The organism is Motiliproteus coralliicola (assembly GCF_003345655.1).
Classification (GTDB): domain Bacteria; phylum Pseudomonadota; class Gammaproteobacteria; order Pseudomonadales; family Balneatricaceae; genus Motiliproteus; species Motiliproteus coralliicola.
The window spans coordinates 147,903-170,423 of record NZ_QQOH01000001.1; the positions used below are offsets into that span (position 1 = coordinate 147,903).

21 protein-coding genes are annotated in these 22,521 nt (G+C 59.5%); 11 read left to right on the top strand and 10 right to left on the bottom strand.

Going from position 1 to position 22,521, the window contains the following annotated elements; genetic code table 11:
• The first annotated feature begins 24 nt into the window (after nt 1-24).
• Complete coding sequence (locus DV711_RS00720) at nt 25-591, top strand: hypothetical protein (RefSeq protein ID WP_133297376.1); 567 nt, start codon at nt 25-27, stop codon at nt 589-591.
• Between the two features lie 70 nt (nt 592-661).
• On the opposite strand, the gene DV711_RS00725 is transcribed toward DV711_RS00720, so the two are convergent.
• A complete protein-coding gene (locus DV711_RS00725; protein WP_114693739.1) occupies nt 662-3,442 on the bottom strand; it encodes an insulinase family protein in 2,781 nt (926 codons plus the stop codon).
• A gap of 132 nt (nt 3,443-3,574) precedes the next feature.
• Nucleotides 3,575-3,847: a hypothetical protein gene (locus tag DV711_RS00730; RefSeq protein WP_114693740.1), complete on the bottom strand. Its 273-nt coding sequence runs from the start codon at nt 3,845-3,847 to the stop codon at nt 3,575-3,577.
• Nucleotides 3,848-4,152: 305 nt separating this feature from the next.
• Between DV711_RS00730 and DV711_RS00735 the strand changes: the two genes are divergently transcribed.
• Genes DV711_RS00735 through DV711_RS00745 form a run of 3 tightly spaced genes read left to right on the top strand, consistent with a single transcriptional unit; the run spans nt 4,153 to nt 7,190 of the window.
• Nucleotides 4,153-4,536 carry a DUF6394 family protein gene (locus tag DV711_RS00735; protein ID WP_114693741.1) on the top strand — a complete coding sequence of 128 codons (384 nt, stop codon included), beginning with the start codon at nt 4,153-4,155 and terminating at the stop codon, nt 4,534-4,536.
• A 21-nt stretch (nt 4,537-4,557) separates the two neighbouring features.
• The gene (locus DV711_RS00740; protein WP_114693742.1) at nt 4,558-6,300 is read left to right on the top strand and encodes a potassium channel family protein; all 1,743 of its coding nucleotides are present in this window, start codon (nt 4,558-4,560) and stop codon (nt 6,298-6,300) included.
• On the top strand, nt 6,300-7,190 hold the full coding sequence (locus DV711_RS00745; RefSeq protein ID WP_114693743.1) for a DMT family transporter: 891 nt from the start codon (nt 6,300-6,302) through the stop codon (nt 7,188-7,190). Before DV711_RS00740 ends, DV711_RS00745 begins: the two co-directional genes overlap by 1 nt.
• A 148-nt stretch (nt 7,191-7,338) precedes the next feature.
• On the opposite strand, the gene yaaA is transcribed toward DV711_RS00745, so the two are convergent.
• Complete coding sequence (gene yaaA / locus DV711_RS00750; RefSeq protein WP_114693744.1) at nt 7,339-8,112, bottom strand: peroxide stress protein YaaA; 774 nt, start codon at nt 8,110-8,112, stop codon at nt 7,339-7,341.
• A 160-nt stretch (nt 8,113-8,272) separates the two neighbouring features.
• On the opposite strand from yaaA, the gene DV711_RS00755 reads away from it, so the two are divergent.
• Entirely contained in the window at nt 8,273-8,518 is a 246-nt protein-coding gene (locus DV711_RS00755) for a DUF6868 family protein (RefSeq protein WP_114693745.1), read from the top strand.
• Between the two features lie 12 nt (nt 8,519-8,530).
• On the opposite strand, the gene DV711_RS00760 is transcribed toward DV711_RS00755, so the two are convergent.
• A complete protein-coding gene (locus DV711_RS00760; RefSeq protein ID WP_114693746.1) occupies nt 8,531-9,139 on the bottom strand; it encodes a DNA-3-methyladenine glycosylase family protein in 609 nt (202 codons plus the stop codon).
• 248 nt (nt 9,140-9,387) lie between these two features.
• Between DV711_RS00760 and DV711_RS00765 the strand changes: the two genes are divergently transcribed.
• The 3 genes from DV711_RS00765 (at nt 9,388) to DV711_RS00775 (ending at nt 12,556) form a co-directional block, all read left to right on the top strand.
• The gene (locus tag DV711_RS00765) at nt 9,388-11,304 is read left to right on the top strand and encodes an alkaline phosphatase D family protein (RefSeq protein ID WP_341537581.1); all 1,917 of its coding nucleotides are present in this window, start codon (nt 9,388-9,390) and stop codon (nt 11,302-11,304) included.
• A gap of 310 nt (nt 11,305-11,614) precedes the next feature.
• Entirely contained in the window at nt 11,615-11,992 is a 378-nt protein-coding gene (locus DV711_RS00770) for a VOC family protein (protein WP_114693748.1), read from the top strand.
• Between the two features lie 126 nt (nt 11,993-12,118).
• Complete coding sequence (locus DV711_RS00775; RefSeq protein WP_114693749.1) at nt 12,119-12,556, top strand: GFA family protein; 438 nt, start codon at nt 12,119-12,121, stop codon at nt 12,554-12,556.
• Nucleotides 12,557-12,566: 10 nt separating this feature from the next.
• Here the strand turns inward: DV711_RS00775 and DV711_RS00780 are convergent, their stop codons facing one another.
• The 4 genes from DV711_RS00780 to DV711_RS00795 are packed head-to-tail and all read right to left on the bottom strand — an operon-like array spanning nt 12,567 to nt 16,510.
• Complete coding sequence (locus tag DV711_RS00780; RefSeq protein ID WP_114693750.1) at nt 12,567-13,430, bottom strand: ABC transporter permease; 864 nt, start codon at nt 13,428-13,430, stop codon at nt 12,567-12,569.
• The gene (locus tag DV711_RS00785; RefSeq protein ID WP_243633701.1) at nt 13,427-14,239 is read right to left on the bottom strand and encodes an ATP-binding cassette domain-containing protein; all 813 of its coding nucleotides are present in this window, start codon (nt 14,237-14,239) and stop codon (nt 13,427-13,429) included. The genes DV711_RS00780 and DV711_RS00785 overlap by 4 nt, the downstream gene beginning before the upstream one ends.
• Nucleotides 14,236-15,216: a YVTN family beta-propeller repeat protein gene (locus tag DV711_RS00790; protein WP_114693752.1), complete on the bottom strand. Its 981-nt coding sequence runs from the start codon at nt 15,214-15,216 to the stop codon at nt 14,236-14,238. The genes DV711_RS00785 and DV711_RS00790 overlap by 4 nt, the downstream gene beginning before the upstream one ends.
• A 40-nt stretch (nt 15,217-15,256) precedes the next feature.
• A complete protein-coding gene (locus DV711_RS00795) occupies nt 15,257-16,510 on the bottom strand; it encodes an ABC transporter substrate-binding protein (protein WP_114693753.1) in 1,254 nt (417 codons plus the stop codon).
• A 234-nt stretch (nt 16,511-16,744) separates the two neighbouring features.
• On the opposite strand from DV711_RS00795, the gene DV711_RS00800 reads away from it, so the two are divergent.
• The 3 genes from DV711_RS00800 (at nt 16,745) to DV711_RS00810 (ending at nt 18,761) form a co-directional block, all read left to right on the top strand.
• A complete protein-coding gene (locus DV711_RS00800; protein WP_243633702.1) occupies nt 16,745-17,233 on the top strand; it encodes a cupredoxin domain-containing protein in 489 nt (162 codons plus the stop codon).
• A gap of 153 nt (nt 17,234-17,386) precedes the next feature.
• A complete protein-coding gene (pedF, locus tag DV711_RS00805; protein WP_114693754.1) occupies nt 17,387-17,797 on the top strand; it encodes a cytochrome c-550 PedF in 411 nt (136 codons plus the stop codon).
• A complete protein-coding gene (locus DV711_RS00810; RefSeq protein ID WP_243633703.1) occupies nt 17,787-18,761 on the top strand; it encodes a substrate-binding periplasmic protein in 975 nt (324 codons plus the stop codon). The genes pedF and DV711_RS00810 overlap by 11 nt, the downstream gene beginning before the upstream one ends.
• 35 nt (nt 18,762-18,796) lie before the next feature.
• On the opposite strand, the gene DV711_RS00815 is transcribed toward DV711_RS00810, so the two are convergent.
• Both DV711_RS00815 and DV711_RS00820 read right to left on the bottom strand, forming a co-directional pair.
• Nucleotides 18,797-21,259, bottom strand: a complete 2,463-nt coding sequence (locus DV711_RS00815; protein WP_114693756.1) for a bifunctional diguanylate cyclase/phosphodiesterase — start codon at nt 21,257-21,259, stop codon at nt 18,797-18,799.
• Nucleotides 21,260-21,275: 16 nt separating this feature from the next.
• On the bottom strand, nt 21,276-22,343 hold the full coding sequence (locus DV711_RS00820; protein WP_114693757.1) for a polyamine ABC transporter substrate-binding protein: 1,068 nt from the start codon (nt 22,341-22,343) through the stop codon (nt 21,276-21,278).
• Nucleotides 22,344-22,521 lie beyond the last annotated feature (178 nt).

The window sequence follows — 22,521 nt, forward strand, 5'->3', positions numbered from 1 at the left end:
TGTCAGAAAGGCAAAGATAAGTCGATGCGAAAGACTCGATACAAGTCCTACCAACAATGGGTTGCTCAAACGACCCTGATACTGGCGCCGTTGCTGTCGGGTTTCGGCGTCAGCAATGCGGTGGGTGCCGATGAGGTGTTGCCGACTTTGCCGGTGGCTCCGCAGCTGCCACCCACCGAGATCGGGTTGAACTATCTCGAGATTAAAGCCGACCCCTACCCGGAACCGCCGATGGTCGAGGTGGTGCCGGATCGCTTCAGTATGACCTATCGCAACGGCCGCGAGGTGTACAAGGAGATGGCCGAACACAGCTTCGATGACGAGCCGATGGTCGAAGTCGCACCGATGGCCGACCCAGCCCTGGCGCTGCCGGAAGTAGTGGTTGTTGCCAGCCATTCGGAACCACTCTATACCCATATCACCGTCGGCGAGCGGGTTGTCGATGCAGTTCCGACCGGTGAGGATAAGATCTTCCTGCAGATCAGCGCCGTCGAAGTGTCGCCGGAAACGGCCCGCCGTGAAGCGCTACGCCGTTTTCAAAGTCGTCGCTTCTTCAGTAAGCCTGGGGTGAGGGCGATCGAAACCCAGTGATTCGTCGCCCTATGGTGGCCGTTCTGGTGGCCATGCTGAGGATAGAGCGGCGGCAGATTGCCAGACCGCGTTATCCGGCCGCTGGCGGTTGAATGCCGCCACCGGTGGATTGCAGGATCAGCCGCCGGGTTCCCAACTGGTCAAAGGTCTGCAGTAGCTGCTCGGCGGTGACCGCTTCGATCGCCGCAGCCAACTGCTCACGACCGTCAAAACCGTACTTTTCTTGATCCATTTCACGCCAGTAGCGATTGGTCCGCTGTTTGAGCGTCTGTTCCTGCTTCAGAATCTCGTTAATCAAGCCCTGCTTGAAACTGGCCAGCTGCTGCGGATCCAGGTCTTCGATCAAGCTACGAGCCCTTGGCAGGAAACTATCGATATCGGCCAGCAGTATGTCGGGCGTCTGCTGCGGGGATTGAATCACAAAGGCCAGCCCCGGATGCTGCTGGATCGGAACCGGGGTGGTGTAGACCACATAGCCTCGCTGCTTTTCGGTGCGAACCTCGGTATAGAACGGCGCCCGGAGGATACGGGCCAGCAGTCCGAAGCGAGCCCGCAACGGCAGCGATTTTTCGTCCCCCTGTAGATACAGCAGCAACGCTGAATCGTTATGGTCGACCTCCAGTTCCTGCAGCTCGTCACCGTTGGCCAGCAAGCGTGCGTGGGGTTGGGGCACCGTTTCAGGATTGAGCCCGTCAAGCAGGCGCTGTTGTAGCAGTCGGGCCATCTCCAACGCCTGCTCGGCGGCGATATTACCGTGCGCCAGCGCCACAACTTCGCCGCGTGCCAGTAGCTGCTGCTTGAAGGCCAGCAGTTGCTGGGCGTCGATGGTTTCGATCTGCTGCAGTTGCTGTTGGGTCGACCAACGCGGTATCAGCACCCGCAGATAGAGCGCGTCGAAGGCCTGGTTTACCGGATTCTGCTTGAGCCGGTTCTCCAGATCCCGTTGCAGATTCTGCTTTTGGATCGCCAGCCGCTGCGGGTCGATCTGCAGTGTAGCCAGCCGATCGAGCAGCATCTCCAACAACACCTGCTGACGCTCACCGTAGCCGGAGATGCGGGTACTGAAACCACGCACGTGGGGATAGATCTCCGCCCCCAAGCCTGCCTCGTAGGCGGGATACAGTTCCGGGTTGAGGTAGTCGTTGAGCAGCTTGATCAGCAGTGACGTCATCACATGGTGGCGAGGGCTGTCATTGGCTACCGGAGAGCGGAAACTGAAGTAGAAGTTGGCCTTCGGTACCTTGAAGCCGCCGTCCTGCTGGTGCCAGAGCTGGATACCGGGCTGTTTCAGCAGTAACTCCGGTTTGCTCTGGCTGGATCCCGGCAGCAGCGCCAGCTGTTCAGGGATATAGGGATTTGGGTTGGGTAGCCCCAGGGCTTCCTGTGGCGGAGTTTGCTGCAGGCGCTGCAGCAGTGCTGGTGTCAGCGGATTAAAACTGTACTCGGTGCCGAAGTAGGGCTCGGTCAGATCGGTGTCCAGATCCGGTGCTGTCAGGGTCAACAGCAGGTTGTCGGGGCGCAGGTAGCTGAGGTAGGCCCGCAGCAACACCGGGTCGAACTCGGCCCACAGGTAATCGCCGTGCAGCAGTTCGCGGGTCGGGAGCTCGCGCAGTTTGTGGGCCAGTCGCAGCGCTTCCGACATCGGCCGTGACGGCTCGCGGAAGCGGAATCCGATCTCGCTGAGCTGCTGTTGCTCCTGATAGCGCCAATCACTAATGCCCTGTTGGCGGATCCGTTCGATCTGAGCGAACACCAGCTCGGCGATCTCCTGATAGTGTTGCTGGCCATCACGGGTCAGGCCGATATTGATGTCGACGGTGGCATTATCGCGGTAGTTGAACCCCGGCCCAGCACTGAGGCTGTTGGCCCAGCCCCGACGTTTCAGCTCCGCCAGCAGGCTCTCATCGCCTTCGTGTCCCAGTAGGCCGCTCAGGTAGTGCAGCGGTTTACGGTCGTAATAGTCTTTCGCCGGCGGGACTGGGAAGCTCAGGCTGAGCTGGCGCAGCTCCTTCAGGCTCTTGATCTGGAGTTCGGCCGGCAGCACGCCGGGCTTGAACAATGGTACCGGTGCCGCGCGTTGCGGCTGGCGACCGGAGGGAATATCGGCGAAACGTTGTTCGACCATGGCCCGCAGTTGCGTCACCGGTTCGCGACCGTAGACCACCAGCGCCATGTTGCCGGCTCGGTAGTGGCGCTGATAGAAATCGTGCAGATGTTCGGTCAACTTACCCTGATCGTTATCGCGCAAGGTCTCCAGGCTGCCGACGGCGAAGGTGGCCAGCGGATGGTCCGGGTTGATGACCTGCTTCAGGGCGGCGTAGCCGCGGCGGGAATCTTCCTTGAGCTTGGACTGGTACTCCGAGTGCACCGCATGTCGCTCACGGTCGACGTACGCCGGGGTCAGCAGCGGAGCGACGAAGAAGCGGGAGAAACGATCCAGTGCCGGACCCAGCTTGCTCTGCTCGATATCGAAGAAGTAGTTGGTCCGGTCGTGGGCGGTAAAGGCGTTGTGGTTGCCGCCGTGGCGACTGATATAGGCCTGGTAGTCGCCCGCTTCGGGATAACGGTCGGTACCCAGAAACAGCATATGCTCGAGGAAGTGGGCCAGCCCCTGACTGTGCTCCGGGTCATCTCCGCTGCCGACGCCGACTTCCAGGCTGGCGGCAGCCTTGTCGGCCTTGGGATCAGAGATCACCAAGACTTTCAGGCCATTGTCGAGATTGAAGGCCAGATAATCTCGAGGATCGTTGGGGCTTTGGATGATCTGCGCTGCCGGCAGCGTTCGAGATAGCAGCAACATCAGCAGCAGAATCGGTAGCAACAGGGAGCGCGCGAAGCGGGGTGCAGACATAAAACGGATTCCGGTTGTTGTTCGTTGGGGCGAACAGCTGTCTGCTGTCGTCCCGGATAGAAGACTAATGACAGCTTAGACAGAGGAACGCCTCCGGGTTCCCGTTTTTTCAGCGACTTGTTAATCGTTGGCTCAATGTCTGGCGGGCAATTGCTGCGCGGCCAGCTCGATCGCCTGCTCCAGCTCATGCTGTTGAGGGTCCATGGACGCGATGGTCTGCAGGGTGCTATAGCACTGATCCAGCGCCTGCTGCTGGTGCTTGTAGATATCGCCGATAGCGGCATCGATGGCATCGTACAGTTCCTGGATCTGGGCGCTGCGATCGGCGGCAGGATTGACGTTGTTCAACACCTGCAGGCAGGCGCGGGCGATCTGGGCGTATTGTTGGTCGCGGGTTTTGGACATGATGAAAAGGGTGTCTCTACTGGTTCAGAAGTGCGCATGATACTGATCAAGCAACAGACTGCCCAGCTTTTCGAGGGTTCCGTTGGGGCTGAAAAGCCCTCGCTTTGGCACCAATCCCAGCCAATATTCTGTTTCGCTGTTTTATCAATGGCTTAGTCTATGCAACAGGGGTAAGCTCTGGTTTGGATGGATTGGCCGCTTTTTGGGCGACCGGCGGGCCTCCATCGCGCTGTTTGTGTTTACCCATTCCCAGTCGAGCGCTGACTAGCTCGATAGCGGAGTGTCGATCTGAGGGTGCAAAGGGAATGAATCGGGAAAAGGTCATATTCGCTTTTTTTATCGTACTGGCATTGACGCTTAACTTTGGTTTTTTCATCGGTGAGATCGACAACCCGGATCACCACAATGTGTTCGAGTTCTTTGCCGCGCTGGTGGTCAGTCTGATCGCCACGGTGATGAAGTTCGGCGACCGCACCCATATCGGTGCGGTGCTGCTGGCCACCAGTCTGGTGGCCGACCTGCAATTGGTCGTGGCGGCCTTTACCTGGGGGTATGCCGAGCACGTCAGTGGCGTTGGGATGACGCCGTCGGTGATGTCCAGCGTGGTGTCGCTGTCCGCCGGGGCGCTGTTGGCCAACCTGACCTCGGTGATCCTGCTGATGGTCGAGACGATTCTGCTGCGGCGCTGAGTCGGCACGGCGTCTGTTGCCATGAATCATATCTTCTTTACCGTGTTCCGGCGGCTGCGCAAGCCGCTGATCACGCTGATCGTGGTCTACGCGGTCAGTATTCTTGGACTGGTATTGATTCCGGGGGTGGATGACCAGGGTCGCCCCTGGCAGATGAGCTTCTTCCACGCCTTCTACTTCGTCAGCTTTATGGGCTCCACTATCGGCTTTGGTGAGGTCCCCTATGCCTTTACCGACGCCCAGCGAATGTGGACGCTGGTGTGTATCTACGCCACCGTGGTGGCCTGGTTGTACGGTATCGGTAAGGTGCTGGGGCTGTTTCAGGATCAGGCCTTCATCCGCCTGCTGCGCCGGTTCAGCTTTGTCCGTCGGGTCGAGCGGATGCACGAACCCTTCTACCTGGTCTGCGGCTACGGGATTACCGGCCGGCTGGTGGTCAGCCAACTGATCCGGCGGGGGATTGCGGTGGTGGTGGTCGATATCGAGCGAGACCGGATCGACGAGCTGGAGTCCGACCCCTTGCCGCTGAGCGTGCCGGGTCTGTGCGCCGATGCTTCCGACCCGGAAGTACTGCGAGATGCGGGCCTGCAGAGTCGCCACTGTCTGGGGGTGTTGGCACTGACCAACCATGATTCGGCCAATCTGGCGATCGCGATCGCCACCAAGCTGCTGGGCCGGGAGAATACGCTGCCGGTGATCTGTCGCAGCGAAGCCGAAACCACCACCAATAACCTGGCCTCGTTCGGCACCGACCGGATCATCGATCCCTTCGTTACCTACGCCAACTATCTGGGGATGGCGATCCACTCGCCCTACAAGCACCTGATCTACGATTGGTTGACCAACCCCGAGCACCGCTCCCGCAAGAGCGCCTACCAGAAGACCCAGGGACGCTGGGTGATCTGCGGTTATGGCCGGCTGGGGCGGGCGCTGGAGAAGAGCTTCGAGGGGAAGCCGGTGTCGTTGACGATGGTCGACGACAACCCCAAGCCGGCCGGGCTTGAGTTGGACTTTGTCCAGGGTCTGGGCACCGAGGCGGTCACCCTGAAAGAGGCGCGCATCGAGGGCGCGGTGGGGCTGGTGGCCGGGACCGGCAACGATGCCAACAACCTGTCGATCATCATGACCGCACTGGAGTTGAATCCGAAGCTGATGACCGTGGCACGCCAGAACAGTAACAGCAACGCCTCGGTGTTCCATGCCGCCCAGACCGACCTGGTGATGGAGCCGGCCCGGATTATCGCCAACCATATCCTGGCCCTGATCAAGACGCCGCTGTTGCCGGAGTTTGTCGAACAGTTAACGGCCCAGGAGGAGCGTTGGTGCCGCAAACTGTTGAACCAGATGAACGCCCTGGTGGGACAGAATGAACTCGACAGCTGGGATTTCGATATCGATACCGAGGATGCTCCGGCGGTGCTGGAGGATCTACTGCAGGGGCAGTCGATCAGCCTGCGGGATATCTCCCGTGACCCACGCGAGCGCGGCCGTTTGCTAACGGTTATGCCGCTGATGCTCAAGCGGGACAACGAGTACCTGCTGCTGCCGGAGCCCCAGACGCCGCTGATGCCCGGCGATCGGGTGTTGTTCTGCGGTGACAGCCGTGCCTACCGGCAGATGGGCTGGACCCTGGCCAACGGCAATGTGTTGGATCATGTGCTGGGTAAACCGCTGCAGGGCGGCTGGATTGCAAGACAGATTCGCCAATGGCGCGCCGAGCGCAATCAGGCTGCCGGTTCCGACAGCGGTGTCGACCCATCTTGATGGAACGTTATCTACCGCAGCTGTTGCTGGTGCTGACCACGCTGTTCTGGTCCGGCAACTTTGTCGTCGCCCGGCTGATGCACCAGTCGATGCCGCCGTTGTCCCTGTCGTTCTGGCGCTGGATGCTGGCGCTGTTGATCCTGCTGCCCTGGGTATGGCCGAAAATGCGTACGCAGAGGGCCCAATTGATCCAGCACTGGCGCTGGTTGTTATTGCTGGCGGTGCTCGGGGTCGCTAATTTCAACTCCTTTGTTTATATCGGGCTGCAGAGCACGACCGCCACCAACGCCACGTTGCTGCAATCGGTGCTGCCGGCGACCGTCGTGGCGCTGTCGGTGCTGCTGCTCGGGGTCAGAATCCGACCGGTGCAACTGCTCGGTTTGCTGCTGTCGTTGAGCGGGGTGGTTTGTGTTGTGCTGCAGGGGCGGTTCGAGCAGCTGGCGACGTTGCAGTTCAATCAGGGAGATCTGTGGATTCTGGCGGCGATGTTGAGCTGGGCCATCTACACAGTGGCATTGCGATGGCGGCCGGAGACGATCAGTGCGATGGCGCTGCTCGGTTCGACGGTGATGATCGGAGCCGTGGTGATCTTACCGTTCTATCTGTGGGAATTGCTGGTTCAGGGACGAGGATTCGAGCTGGTGCCCGGAAACCTGGCGACGCTGGGTTATGTGGCGCTGTTTCCGTCGGTGCTGGCCTACTTTTTCTGGAATTACGGCGTCGCCCGACTCGGCGCGGCACGCGCCGGGCTCTACATCAACCTGCTGCCAATCTTCGGAATGGGGCTGTCGATCCTGTTTCTGGACGAACAGCCCGAGGGCTTTCACCTGGTCGGGCTGATACTGGTGCTGGGAGGAATCGTGCTGGCCAGTCGTCGAGGTTCAGCATAGCTGACTCAGCATCATTTTATGTCGCTCAAGAGGCGCTGAGGCGTCGTTGAAAGCGATCTCAAAAAGCTCATTTACACAGGGTAAACTGCGCTTTTTCGTCCGCTTTCGCCTAACCCTGAAATGCTGATCCAGGCTATGTATCGATTTATTACTGTTCTTCGCGCTTGAACACCAACTGGTCACCATCGGACTCGCTGGCGCAGAAATAGTAGCCCTGGGAGTCGAACGCTTTGAGTTGCTCGAGTTCGGTCAAGCGGTTCTCGATGATGTAGCGGCTCATCAGGCCGCGCGCTTTCTTGGCGTAGAAGCTGATCACCTTGTACTGGCCGTTCTTGCAATCCTTGAAGACCGGGGTGATGACCCGGCCCTTGAGGCGTTTGGGTTGCACGGATTTGTAGTACTCGTTGGAGGCCAGGTTGATCAGCAGTTCATCGCCTTGGTCGGCCAGCGCTTCATTGACGGCATCGGTAATGATATCGCCCCAGAACTGGTAGAGGTTGGCGCCGCGCTCGTTGGCCAATTTGGTGCCCATCTCGAGCCGATAGGGCTGCATCAGATCCAGCGGTTTCAACAGTCCGTAAAGACCAGACAGCATCCGCAGGTGCTGCTGAGCGAACTGCAGATCCTCCTCGGAGAGCGTCTGGGCGTCCAGCCCGGTATAGACGTCGCCCTTGAACGCCAGCAGCGCCTGTTTGGCGTTGCCGGTATCGAACGGTTGTGACCAGGTCTCGTAGCGGGCCGCGTTGAGACTGGCCAGCTTATCGCTGAGTTTCATCAACGCACCGATCTCCTGCGGAGCCAGCGTCCGTAGTTGGTCGACCAGTACCTGAGCATGGGCCAGCAGGGTCGGCTGGGTATGGCTGTCGGTTGTCGGGGCCGTGTCGAAGTCGAGGGTTTTCGCGGGGGAGATCAGAATCAGCATCGTAGGTTCACGTAGCGCTTTGATAAATCGAAAGGCCGCAGTATAGCGGAAAACTTGCCAAGCATACTGTTGTAAAAAATAGGGTTATGCGCCTTCATCCGGACGATAAGGTGCCAAACTATCGATAACCTTGTCGCTTACCGAAAATCCGGAGATTAGGATGCTGACATTGACGGAGCTAACGTCCGTATTCGGCTGGATGCTGGTCATTAACCTGGCTTTGTTTACCCTCGCAATGGTAGGGATTCTGTGGCTTAAGGGCTGGATTCGTGGTTTCCATGCTCGCCTGTTCCAGCTTTCCGAGTCGCAATTGGAGGCGCAGTACTTCCGCTATCTGGCTAACTACAAGTTGGCGATCCTGGTGTTTAACCTGGTCCCTTATCTGGCGCTGCTGCTGGTTGGTTAAACCGCATCGATTTCAGGTCGGAGCGCCGCGGTAGTAGTGCCACAGCAGCAGCGAGCCGACGCTGCGCCAGGGTGACCAGTGGGCGGTCAGTTCGCGGCACTGCTTCGGGGTCGGCTTGTCGAGCCCTTTCATCCGGCCCAGGGCGATCCGCAGCGCCAGGTCGTCGGCCGGGAAGATATCGACCCGTTGCAACGAGAACATCAGGTAGATTTCGGCACTCCAGCGCCCGAAGCCGCGCAGTTGGGTGATCGCGGCGATCGCGCTTTCATCGTCCATAGTGCCCAAGGATTCGATATCGAGATCCTTGTTGCAGATCGCCGCTGCCAAACCCTGGGCGTACTCGACCTTTCGCGCCGACAGGCCGGCCTGGCGTAACGATTCGGTATCAAACTCCAGCAACTGCTGCGGTGTCAGCGGATCGACCAGGGTCCGCAACCGCCCCATGATGGCCCGGGCCGCTTCGACCGAGATCTGCTGGCTGACGATGGTGTGTAGCAGGGTTTCGAACCCGGCGGGCCGGATGCGCGGCGGCGGATGACCGACCTGCGCCAACGCACGAGCGACATCGGTGTCGGCCTGGCTTAAGCTGGCAAGGGCTTCGGCGATAAAGTTTTCGTTCATGTTCGTTGGACCAAGATACGGCTTGGGTTTGCTGTCGGTGAATACACGGGTTAAGTTGCTGTAATAACTGAACCTATCGCGCCCGGTCCATTCTAACGCTGGAGTTTGATTGTTTGGTACAGGTTAAGTCTATGGGAGCGAATCCCAAAAATCATTCTGAGGACATGACTGACATATCTCCCCTGCCAAAATTGCTGGCCGGACCGATCCTTAGGCGTTTAACTCCCGACCGGATCTGCCTTTGGCTGGTGACCAGCGCACCGGCCGAGCTGGAGCTGGAGCTGCTGCCCCAGGGGCATCCTGCTCAATCCCACCGGCTAATCGACCCCTCGTCGGGACTGCGCCGGCTCAACGCCTCGGCGTCCTTGCACTATCTGTTGGTGGACCTGCCGCTGCAGCAACCGCTGCCGCAGGATTGCTGGATCGATTACCAGCTGTCGTTGCGTTTCATCGACTCGGGTCCGGCAGCCGACTGGCAACCGCTGACCGAGCTGGCCGAAGGCATCTGCTACCCGGGTCGTCAGTTGCCGGGGTTCTACCTGCCGTCGCAGGTCGGGGCTGTGCTGCACGGCTCTTGCCGTAAACCCCATCATCCGGGGGCCGACGGCCTAGTGGAAGCCGACCGGCTGCTTGAGCGCTGTATCGGTGCTCCAGAATCTGATGCTGAACGCTCCGATGCTGAGAGCTCCGACGCCCGCGGTTTACCCGAATGGCCGTCGCTGCTGATGCTGTCCGGCGACCAGATCTACGCCGACGATGTGGCCGGGCCGATGCTGCGGGCGCTGCACCAACTGGCCGAACGGCTGGAGTTGCCGGCAGAGTCGCTACAGGGGTTGGGATTATCGACCATCGACAGCTGCCAGGGGCTCTACCAGCACCACGACAGCTACTATCGCCGCGAGCGGATATTGCCCCAGACCGAACGGGGCCAGGCGTTGCTGGAGCAGCTGTTTCGCGGGGCGCGCAAACCGGTGTTTACCAGCGACAGTGCCCACAATCACCTGATCACGCTGGCGGAATGCTTGCTGATCTACCTGCTGGTCTGGTCGCCGGAGCCCTGGCGGCTGGTCCGCCCCCGAATGCCGGCGGAACTGTCCGACGCTGAACAGCAGCGTTATCGCGCCGAGCAGTTGGCGATCGAGCAGTTTGTGGCTGGACTGGGCGCGGTGCGTCGGCTGTTGGCCCACCTGCCGGTGGCGATGCAGTTTGACGATCACGATATCACCGACGACTGGAACCTTAACCGCGAATGGGAGGAGGCCGCCTACGGCCATCCGTTATCGCGGCGGATGATCGGCAATGGCCTGCTGGCCTACCTGCTTAACCAGGGTTGGGGAAACCGGCCCGAGGCGTTCGAGCAGGGGTTGCTCGAGGCGCTGCAACGGGTGTTGGATCAACCCGGCGGGAAGTCCCATGATGAACTTATCGATGAGCTGCTGCGGTTCGAGGGCTGGGACTACGACTGGCAGACCCAACCGCCGCTGATTGTGCTCGACACCCGTACCCGCCGGTGGCGCTCCGAGTCACGCCCCCACAAACCCTCGGGGCTGATCGACTGGGAGGCGCTGACCGACCTGCAGCGCCGGCTGCGCGGCCATGATGCGGTGCTGTTGGTCTCGCCGGCACCGGTCTTCGGGGTCAAGTTGATCGAGGTGATCCAGCGGATCTTCACCTTCTTCGGCCAACCGCTGCTGGTCGACGCCGAGAACTGGATGGGCCACCCGGGAACCGCCCACGGTATTCTGAACGTGTTCCGGCACCCGAAAACACCGCGGCATTTCGTGGTGCTGTCCGGCGATGTTCACTACTCCTTTGTCTACGATATCCATCTGCGGGGCCGCCGCGAAGGCCCCCATATCTGGCAGATCTGCAGCAGCGGGCTAAGAAACAATTTCCCCGATAAGCTGTTGGCGCTGTTCGATCATCTGAACCGTTGGCTCTACTCGCCCCGGTCACCGCTGAACTGGTTCACCCGCCGACGCCGGATGACCATCACCCCGCGCAAACCGAAGGGAACACCCTCGGGTAGACGATTACTGAACGCCAACGGCATCGGCTTGGTCGAGCTCGATCCGCAGGGGCGACCCTGGCGAATCCGCCAGCTGGTGGCCGACGGTGAGATGGTGGCCTTTGTCCGCAAGGAAGAGGAAGCCCATTGGGACTGATGGGACGGGCTTGAATATCGGCGTCGCGCTGTGGCGGCTTGCCATCATCAACAAAGCGGACCGTCGTGTAGCCCGCTGTCGGCCAATCTGATCTATAAGTAAGGTCTGGCATTCGCTGTATTCATCCGGGCCATTAGCGCCTGCGTATTGGTGTGATTGATGCTCTATCGTTATCGGCTGGCAAGTTGGAACTTGTGATCCGGTTGTGCTCTGAATGGTGCGAATTATCTATGTCTCAGTCCGGCATCAACGCCTTGTTTGTACAACCCAGACCGATGACCTTCATCTTTATCAAGCGAGGAGAATGATCATGGGTAATCCTGTCGGTTGGTTTGAAATTTACGTTGACGATATGGACCGGGCACGGGGCTTTTATCAGGCGGTGCTCAAGGTCGAGCTGGAGAAGCTCGACAACCCTACGGATACACCGATGGAGATGTGGGCGTTTGGATCGGATATGGAAGCCTACGGTGCCAGTGGGGCCTTGGTTAAAATGGACGACTGCAAAGCGGGGGGGAACAGTACGGTGGTGTACTTTTCCTGCCAGGATTGCGCTGAAGAGGCTTCAAGGGTTGAGTCAGCCGGTGGCACACTGTTGTGCGACAAGATGCCGATTGGCGAGTACGGCTTTATCGCCTTGGCGCGGGATAGCGAGGGTAATCAGTTTGGGTTGCACTCCCATAGCTGAAGCCTCATTGCTGCGGAACCGCTGGCATCAAAATCCAGCAAGCCATCCATGCCTACCCCACCTGACGTCTTTATAATCAACACTCATCGGATCCGTAAAGCACTATCAAGGAAGCACGAGGTAAACATGGAAGGAAGTTGTAACTGCGGCAGCATCAGTTTCAGCATCAGCGGTCGTTTGCCGGCGATGTATCAGTGCCACTGTTCGCTGTGCCGGAGGCAGAGCGGCGCCGGCTCCAACGCCGCCACCATCGTGGCGCAGGATGTCTTCCGCTGGAACCGGGGGCAGGAGTCGATCAAGCAGTGGCAAAAGGCGAGTGGTTTCAGCGCCCATTTCTGCTCGAATTGCGGCTCACCGGTGCCGAATCCGTTGGGCGATCGTTACATGTGGATTCCGGTGGGTCTGCTGGACGAAGCCGACAGGGGGGGCACCCGGATTGTGGCGCAGTTATGGCTGGACTCTAAAGCCCACTGGGATCAACCGCCCGAATCGATTAGAAATTATCCGGCGATGCCGGAGGATCTGGCCGAGTTTATCCGCTTCCTCCACCAGCCTCAGGATTGATCGATCCGGATCAGCCGCGCTTGGCCCGCATCAAGCCCCGCTGCGGGTCGAAGGCGATCACCGCCAGAGCGACAAACAACAGCAGGCAGCCGCCGACCACCAGCGCGGCGTCGACGTTGAAGCGCTCGTACAGGGCAAAGCGGATCAGCTCGACACAGTGGCTGAACGGGTTATAGCGGCACAGGGCGTAGAGCAACTCGCTGGCTTCCTGCATCTTCCACAGTGGATACAGGGCCGAGGAGATAAAGAACATCGGGAAGATGACGAAGTTCATCACCCCGGCAAAGTTCTCCAGCTGCTTGATAAAGGTGGAGATAAACAGCCCAAGCGCACCCAACAGCAGTGCGCTGCTCAGGATTGCCGGCAGCAGCCACAGGTAGCCCATCGGCGGCGGTTCGACCCCGAACCACCAGGCCACGGCCAGGAAGGCATAGACCTGGGGTACCGATACCAGCGCGCTGGCCAGCAGCTTGCACAGCAACAGGTAGCTGCGTGGTAACGGGCTCATCAACAGCACCCGCATTCCACCCATTTCGCGGTCGTAGACCATCGACAGCGAGCTCTGCATCGCGTTGAACAGCAGCACCATCGCCACCAGCCCTGGGGCGATGTAGACCTCGTAGGTGATATAGGTCTGGTAGGGCTCGATGATCGAAATCCCCAGTGCCGCCCGAAATCCGGCCGCGAACACCGCCAACCATACCAGGGGCCGGATCAGGGAGCTGAAAAAGCGCGAACGCTGGTGCACAAACCGCAACAGCTCGCGGTACAGGATTCCACGGAACGCCTGCAGGTAAGCGCTGGCGGGGAGCCGCTCCAGCGGGAGAACCTGGGCGCAGTTGCTTGCGGCGGATCGAAGTGGCGAGCTGTTCATGGCTGCAGTCCCTGGGGGCGAACCAGTCCCTGATCCAGCGGAGATTCGCTGGTTAAGGTTTCGAAGGCCTGCAGCAGCGTGCCACAGCGTGTTTCACGGCAGATCTGCTCGGCGTCGGCATTGGCGATCACCCGGCCCCGATGAAGCAGGGTGACCGGGTCCCCGGATTGGATCTCCTCGATCAGGTGGGTGGCCCAGAGCACCCCGACCCCCTGGTCCCGACAGAGCCTACGGATATGGCGGTTAATCTGGGTGCGGGTATGGCTGTCCAGACCGACACTGGCCTCATCCAGCAGTAGTAGTTGCGGTTGGTGCAGCAGCGCGCGGGCGATCTCGACCCGGCGTCGATGGCCGCCGTTGAGTTTGCGCACCTTGTCGCCGCGCCGATTGAGCAGTTCAACCCGGGACAGTTCGGTCTCGATCCGTGCGATGCGGTGTTTGCCGCCCAGGCCGTGGAGGCTGGCGTGGTAGTGCAGGTTGTCTTCCACCGACAGGTCCAGGTCCAGGGTGCTCTGCTGGAACACCATGCCGATGCCTTGCAGCACTCGGGCCGGCGCCTGTTTAAGGCTCAAACCGTTGAGCCGGATATCGCCCTGCTGGATCCGTAGCAGGCGGCTGATCAAACCGAACAGGGTGCTCTTGCCGGCGCCGTTGGGGCCGAGCAGAGCGTGGAACCGACCCGCATGGAGCGAAAAGTCGACGCTTCCTAGCGCATCGGTGGGGGTATCGGGGCCGTAGCGAAAGCTCAGCCCGTCAACCCTTAACAACGGGGGATCGTTGACCATCGCAGACGGGTCGAAGGCGTTCATGGCTTGACCGCGACGCCCCAGGGGTAGCGACCGACCTTGATCGACTTGGTGACTTTCAGGTCGTCCACATCGATCACCGATACATCACCGCTGATGCCGTTGGTGGTCAGCAACAATTGCTGCTTGGAGTCGAACTCCATATGCCAGACCCGGCGCCCGACCAGCAGGTAGTCCAGCACCTCAAAGCTCTGGGCGTCGACCACCGCCACATGGTTGGCCGGGCCGAGGGCGACAAAGGCGTACTTGCCGTCATCGGTCAGTTTGACCCCGACCGGCTGGACCTTGTCCGGGTGTACCCCTTTGATCTCGAAGCGCAGGGTCTTGATGATCTCTTTGCTGTCGACGTCGATTACCGCCACGGTACCGCCGATTTCGGAACTGGCCCAGAAGCGGCTACCGTCCTGGTTAAATTCGACGTGGCGCGGGCGCTGCTCGACTCGAGTGTTGTGGATCAACTCGTGGGTTTCGGTGTCGATCCAGTGAAGCATGCTGGTGGTTTCGGAGGTGTTGATCGCCAGATCGCCACGGGGGCTGACCGCCATCCCTTCAGGCTCTACCCCAACATCGATCTGGGCCAGTACGGTGGCGTCCTGGGCGTCGACCACGGTCACCAGGGCGTCATCCTCGTTGGAGATATAGAGGCGGCGGTTGTCCGGGTGCAGCGAAAACTGCTCAGGGTCCTCCCCCGACGGCAACTCGCCGATGATCTGGTGGGTGGTGGTGTCCATGATCTGCACGGTGTCGTCATCGCTGGCGCAGATATAGAGCTTGGAAAAGTCCTTGCTGAAGGTGATACCGCGCGGGCGTTGGCCCACGTCGATGGTTTCGATCACTTCCAGTGAGTCCAGGTCGATCAGCGACAGGCTGTCATCCTTCTCGTTGGAGACATAGGCGATCGAGGCCTGGGCTGTACCCATCTGGGCCAGGCAGGCGCTCAGCAGCAACGGTGCCAGGGTGCGGGTGGTTATTTTTTTCATGGCGTACCTCGTTCAGGAAGCGTTGAGTGGTTAAACGGGGTTAATGATTGGCGGCGGCCAGCAGGTCACGGCACTGACTCTCCTGGTGATCGAAGCCGAGGGTATCGAGCTCGGTCACCGGATGCAGGAAGCCCTCTTGCGGGGACTGGGATACCAGTGCGCGGGGTTGAACCAGAGCGATCGGTTGGCGTAGCTGGCCGTTCCAGCTGCGATAGCTGAGCTTGCGCCCCTTGAAACCGGCCAGTTGGAACTGCTCGCTGAGTAACTGCCGGCGTACACTCAGAGCATCCGCCGTGCCGCTGCTGGCGACCGCTTCGCCGATGCTGCGGGTGGCAGCCCAGGCGGCGTAGTCGTGGCTGTTCATCCAGCGTCCGGCCAGCTTGTCGAAGCGCTTTTGCAGCTGCGCGGCGCCCCATTGCTCGACCACCCGGTGCCAGGCCACCGGTTTTAGGCCCTGGGTGCCGGCGACCGGTCGCGGCAGCCAGGTGTTGTAGAGCAGGAACTCGCCGAAGTCGCCCAGCTCGTCGGCCACCAGCACAGCGTCGTAGTCTTCACCCTGGGTAAACAGCGGCACTTCGCGCTGGGCGCTACGGCGCAGGTCGGTATCGAAGCTCCACTGCTTCTGCTCGACGATCTTGGCACCGAAGCGCTTGGCTGAACGGCGCAAGGAGTCGGCATAGGCCTTGTCCTCGGGTCGAGCCCCTTCGATCAACATCCAGTCGGTGAGTCGTTTGGCCTTCATCCACTGGGCCAGGGCGTCGGTGAGCATGGCCCGGCTGGGTAACGTATGGAGCAGGTTGGGGAGGCACTGTCCGCGGCGAAGTGCGTTTTCGGCGCTGCCGACGTTGAACAGCAATACCTGATCGGGACTGAACTGCCCCGCCAGCTCCAGCAACGCCTCGGCGTCCATGTTCAGTAGCAACAGCTCAACTCCTTCGTTCTGCCAATCTCGGGCCTGCTCGATCAGTTCGGTCAGTTGCTGGCTACGGGTTTCGAGCAGTTCGAAGTTCTGCCCCAGGAATCGGCCGCCGGCGTTGTTGTCTTTCAGTCCCAGTCGGGCGCCCTGCAGGCCGCTGTCTTCGGGTTCGGGTAGCACGTTCGACAGCAGCGGCGGGCGCTCCTTAATCAGTTCGAGGTAGCCGATGCGTATCTGCAGATCGGCGCTGAAGGCCTGGCTGCTCAAGCCAGCCATCAATAGCAGGCTTAGCCAGAACAGGGCGAAGCGAAGGGCAGCGGGGGTGGAACCACGTAAGGAGTGGGTGACCCTACGATGATGAGCGGTATAACTGTTCATGATGCACCCCGTGTTGTTGTCGTTTTGGGCAGGCTCACCGTTATTGTTGTCGTTTTGGGCAGGCTCACCGTTATTGTTGCGCCCAGACTGGCCACGAGGAATATGTAAAAAGTACCGATAAATTACTTCTCTAGTACTATTTCTGGCGATTGAGCCCAGCCCTAGCATGGATAGTGAAACGACGTTGTATGCCAGCTGGCGTACGTCCATCACTGCCAATAAGAGGGCTTTATCATGCTCCGTTCCGCTTCTACTCCATCATTGCGTTCACTACGTCACGCCTTTGCGAACACTTCCAAAACCCTGGCCATCACCACCCTGGCTGCCGGCCTGACCCTTGGTGCCGTTGAGGCACAAGCCAAGGGCGATCTGACCCGCAAGCCGATCGGGCTACCCGATCTGGTACTCGGCTCCGAGCAGTCCGACTACTCCATGTCGCATAAAACCTACCAGCTGGAAACCGGCAAGGCTTACAAGCTCAACATCGTCTCTTCCGGGCTGAAGGAGTATGCCGTCGAAGCGCCGGAATTCTTCGCGGCGATCTACCTGCGCAAGGTGGAAGCCGGCGGAATGGAGATCAAGGCATCGATGCTGACTCAGTTGGAGTTCGAGGATGAGGGTGAAGCCGAAATCTACTTCGTTCCGATCAAACCGGGCAGCTACCGCTTCTTCGCCGAAGGCCTGGAAAACAAAGGCATGGAAGGCACCTTCGAGGTTAAGTGAACTCGACAAGCTGGCCGGCTTTGACGAAGGGGCGTACTACCAACGAAGGAGCCCTATGGGATGAGCCGGCGAGCACCAAAGGAGTCTGGGGGAGCAGGGGACGCTGTCAGACAATGAGACCAGTGTTCAATAACAAGATCTTGGGTGAGTGAGATGAAAAAGACTGTCTTGGCCGGTGCGGCCGCTCTGCTGATCAGTGGTCAGGTAATGGCTCACGGTGATGTAACTCCGCAAAATGTCGACGTCTCCGGGTTGGAGCAACTCGGTGAAGAGTGGCTGGAGGAGAATCCCTATCGCGGCAACGACCGGGCGATCGAGATTGGCAAGTCAGCCTACGCCCAGAACTGCGCCCGTTGTCACGGCTTGGACGCGATCTCCGGTGGCATCGCGCCGGACCTTCGTGAATTGGAACCGGGGATGGACGGTGACGAATGGTACGCCTACCGGGTCGTCAACGGTGCGGTTCGAAACGGGGTGCCCTACATGCCCAAGATGGCGGAATTTTTGAGTCAGGAAGCGCTCTGGTCGATCAGATCCTGGTTGGAGACACTGTATGAAGAATAAGCTGATTTTAGCGATAGCTTCAGCGCCTTATTCGATTGCAACCCGGCTTATGCCGGGTTTGCTGCTTTCTGTGGCGCTGTTGGTGGGGCTGCAACTGGCGCTGATCAATCCGGCCCAGGCGCGTAGCTACGATGACATCCTGGCGGCAGGGAGGATCAGTGTGGCGGTTTACCGCGACTTTCCCCCCTATGCCTACGAGGTCGACGGCAAAGCGACCGGATTGGATGTGGAGCTGGCCCGGGAGATCGCCGCCGGGCTCGGCGTGGAGCTGGACTTGCACTGGATGATTGCCGACGAGAATCTCGACGATGATCTGCGCAACCATGTCTGGAAAGGCCACTACCTGGCCCGGATCGAAGATGAGCCGATGCTCAGGCGTGAGGTGGCGGATGTGATGCTGCGGGTGCCCTACGATCGCGAGTTCGCCTACAAGGTCGACCCGGACGGCCGGGTGATCAATGATCTGGTGCACTTCTTCGGCCCCTACCAACGCGAGCACTGGGGGCTGGTGTACGACAGTCAACGGATGGAGTCGTTCGAGAACCTGGCGGTGTTCCAGTACGAGCGGGTCGGGGTGGAGATCGACTCGCTGCCGGACTTTTACTTGAGCAGTGCGTTCCGCGGCCGGCTACGCAACAACGTCGAACACTACAGTTCGACCGCGTTGGCGCTGGATGCGATGGCGCAGGGACGGGTCCCGGCGGTGATGGGGATGCGCTCGCAGCTGCAGTGGGGTGTGGGTGGTCTTGCCGGTAGCGAGCGGATCAAGACGGCGGATATTCCGTTTCCGAATCTGACCAAGCGCCACTGGGACGTGGGCATGGCGGTGAAAGATGCCCACCGACAGCTGGCGTACCGGATCGAAGATGTGATCGATCAACTGGTGGCCAACGGCCAGATGAAGGCGCTGTTTGGCCGTTTTGGGGTCGACTACTCGCGCCCGGATCGTTACCGGGTGCAGTAAGGATTGGTTGGCATAAGGCTGCGGCTAGAGGCCGCTCAGGCGCTGACCTGCTGCAGAGGCACGGGCTGCGCCTGCAGCAGCTCCAGGATGCCGTCGGCGGGTCGGGGCGGGCTGAACAGGTAGCCCTGCACCAGATCACAATTATGGTCGCTGAGGAAACGCATCTGGGACTCCAGCTCAACTCCTTCGGCCACCACTTCCAGCCCCATCGCATGGGCCATGGTGATAATCGCCGATAGAATCGCCGGGTTGCTGTCATTTTCGAGCTGATTGATAAAGGAACGGTCGATCTTGAGCAGGTCGATCGGCAGCCGCTTCAGGTAGCTCAGCGACGAGTAGCCGGTACCGAAATCGTCCATCGCGATCTGGATCCCCAGTCGGGACAGTTTGCTGAGATTACGCACGGTCTGTTTTTGACCCTTCATGACCGAGGTTTCGGTCAACTCCAGATAGATATCGGAGGGTTTAAGGCGGTAGCGGTCCAGCGTGTTGATCACCTCGGAGGCGAATTGAGGCCGGGTCAACTGGCGGGTCGATAGGTTGATCCCCATTTTGATCGAGCCATAACCCTGCTGGTGCAGCTGACAGAGTTGCTCGCAAGCCTGGTTCAGCACCTGTTGGCCGATCTCGACGATCAAACCGTTCTGCTCCGCCAGCGGAATGAACTTGTCCGGCGGAATACGGCCGAGTTGCTCGTCGTTCCAGCGGATCAGCGCTTCGAATGAGCGGATCTGGCCGCTGCTGGTTTCCAGGATTGGCTGATAGTGAAGCTCGAAGGCCTGGTTTTCGGTGGCCAGGTGCAGCCGCTGCTCGATGGTCGCCATCTCGCGGCTTCGTTGACCGATGTTGGGGGAGAAGTACTTAAAGCAGTTCTTACCTCGATTTTTGGCTTCGTACATCGCTTGGTCGGCGTGGCTGATCAGCTGTTCGGTGGAGCGTGCGTCTTCGGGCCAGAGTGCGATACCGATGCTGGCACCGATATAGATGGTCTGGTCGTCGAGTTCGAACGGTTGGGTTACCGCGCCGATGATCCGCTCCGCGACGATACCGGCCTGGTGAGCAGCATCCAGTCGCGGCAGCAGCACGGTGAATTCATCGCCACCGAGGCGGGAGAAGTTGGAGTCCGGGTGCTCGTGGTCGATCAACCCGGCCAGATCGGAACTGCGCAGGTTCAGCAACAGTCGTTGGGCGATCATCCGCAGTAGTTTGTCGCCGGCCTGGTGGCCCATGTTGTCGTTGATCGGTTTGAAGTTATCCAGATCGATAAACAGCAGCGCCAGGGTGTGGTTGTCGCGCTCGCTCTGGGCCACGGCCTGGTCAAGATTGCGCTGGAACAGGGCTCGGTTAGGCAGTCCGGTCAATGTGTCGATATAGGCCAGGTTCTGGATTCGCTGCTGCGACTGATACAGCTCCTGACTCATGCGGTTGAAGGCGCTATAGAGTTCGCCGATCTCATCATCGCCGTGGCTGCGCAGCTTCACCTGGTCACTGTTCTGCCCCATGTTGCCCAGGTTATCCAGAGCCAGGTTGAGGGTTTGGATTGGCGACAGGAACTGCCGGTGCAACAGCACCAGCAGTACCGGGATCACCACCACCAGCGTGGCCAACATCATTAGCAGCACAATACCGCCGACTTTGCGTCCGGTACTGTTGATCAGCATCTGCGGCAGTAGGATCTGGAGGTACAGGTTGGGGCCGATCTGGCGGCTGTGGTGGGCCATCAACGCGCCAAACAGGGTGTACTCCTCCCAGTCTGATTGGTTGACGGGTTTGAGGTTGATCGGCATCCAGTCCGGTCGATGCAGCTGTTGGCCGACACCTTCGAGAACGTTACCGCTGCTGTCGGTTAACAGCGCTCGGCCCTGGTCCCAGGGCTTGGGCAGCGCGTGGGTGGCAAACTCATCGATATTGAGGGTGATACTGATAACGGCACGCAGCTCGGGCATGGCGTTGAACCCTTCTTGGCCGATGTCGGCCAGCCAGAGTTGGCGTGATACGTACAGCGCCAGTTCTCCGTTATCCGAATTGACGGCGATATGGTGGCTCAAGGGATCCGGGTTGTCGGCGGCCACGATAAAGGGATCGCTGAGCTGTTCGTACTCGGTATGGTTCGGCAGGTCGCGGTTAACCACGCGCAGCTCTTCGAATCCATCGGGCAGGATCAGGCGAATTTCGTACAATGATGGGTTGGCTTTCTGTAGCGAGACCAGTCGACGCAGCACCGGGCTTTCCATCAGGCCATATCTGACATCGGGATCCTCGGTCAGTAGATAATCCTGGATCAGGTCGTCGTTGGCCAAACTGCTTAATGCCATTTCGGCGATCTTAATCCGGTTGTTGTACTCGGTATCCAGCCCTTTGGCGTAACCGCTGATCTGTTCCTGACTGTAGTTGACGTTGTGGCTCCAGAGTTCCAGGTAGGCCAGGATACCGACCAGTAGCAGCGGCACGATGATCATGGGGATGATGGTTAGGGTGATTTTGGATTGCAGTCTCATGATCGGTCGTTAATGTTCATGGCAGGATCTTGGCGCCGATGGCATTGCGTTGACGCAATGATTCGGCACTGATGGGCTGTAGAAACTCGGAGTTTTCGAGTGGTACCGACGTGGGGAAGATGGTCGGATTGCTGAGGTACTCGGGCGGCAACAGTTTCAGCGCGGCGCGGTTTGGAGAGGCGTAGTGAACATGGTTGGCCTGTTCAGCTGCGATCTCGGGCCGGTTGATAAAGTTGATAAACTGATGGGCCAGCTCGGTATTGGAGGCCTGGGCACCGATGCTGAAGTAATCGACCCACAGGTAGCTGCCCTCGTCCGGTAATGTGTAGATCAGATCGTCGCTGTAGCGTTGCAGCATCAAGGCGTCGCCGTTGTAGACCACGGCGGCATGGATATCGCCGCGAATTATCGCCGAATCAGGCTTCAGGGACAGGTAGCGATAGCTCTTTACCATCGGCACCTGTTCCAGCAGCAGTTGTTCTACCTGGGCCAGCTGTGCAGGATCGGTGCTGTTGATGGAGTAGCCCAGGCTTTTTAAGCCGATGCTGATCAGTTCGCGGCCATCGTGGATCATGTTGATTCGCCCGGCCAGATTGGCCGAGGGTTTGAAGAGTTGGCGCCACTGGGTGATCGGTTGATCAACCAGATCACCCCGGTAGAGGATCCCGACACTGCCCCAGAAGTAGGGTACTCCGTAGCCGACACTGGAGGGGAAGGCTTGCTGCCATTTGGGATCGAGGTGTTTAAGGTTGGGAATCTGTTGTGGATCGTAACGACTGATCCAACCCTTGCGGGCGTAGGCTGCTAGATCGCTATTGGATACCAGGATCAGGTCATAGCCTTTGGATTTTTTCAGCAGGGCCTGGGTCCGGTGCTCGTCGGAATCGAAATGGACCTCCACCACTTCGGCGTTGAACTCTTTTTCGAAGCGGGATATGACCGACGGTGCCAGGTAATCCGGCCAATTGAGAATTACCAATTGGCGAGCAGCAACGTCGGCGGTGCCGAGCTGCAGCGTCAGGCATAGTGTCAGTAACAGAAGCCCGGCTATTATCCGGACTCCCCGCGGGTTACTGCGTGGCATTTGTCTTCCTTATTATTCTGACGGGCCAACCCCCGTGGGAATCTTTAAACAAGCAATTTCTAATGCTTGTTTGTCAATTCCATAGCCCCCGACCGTAGCATAGCCAGCGATCCCTGCACAGTAATAGGGTCTTAGTAATACGTCTGAGTCAGCACCACGAAGGGGGCTTGGCTTTGGG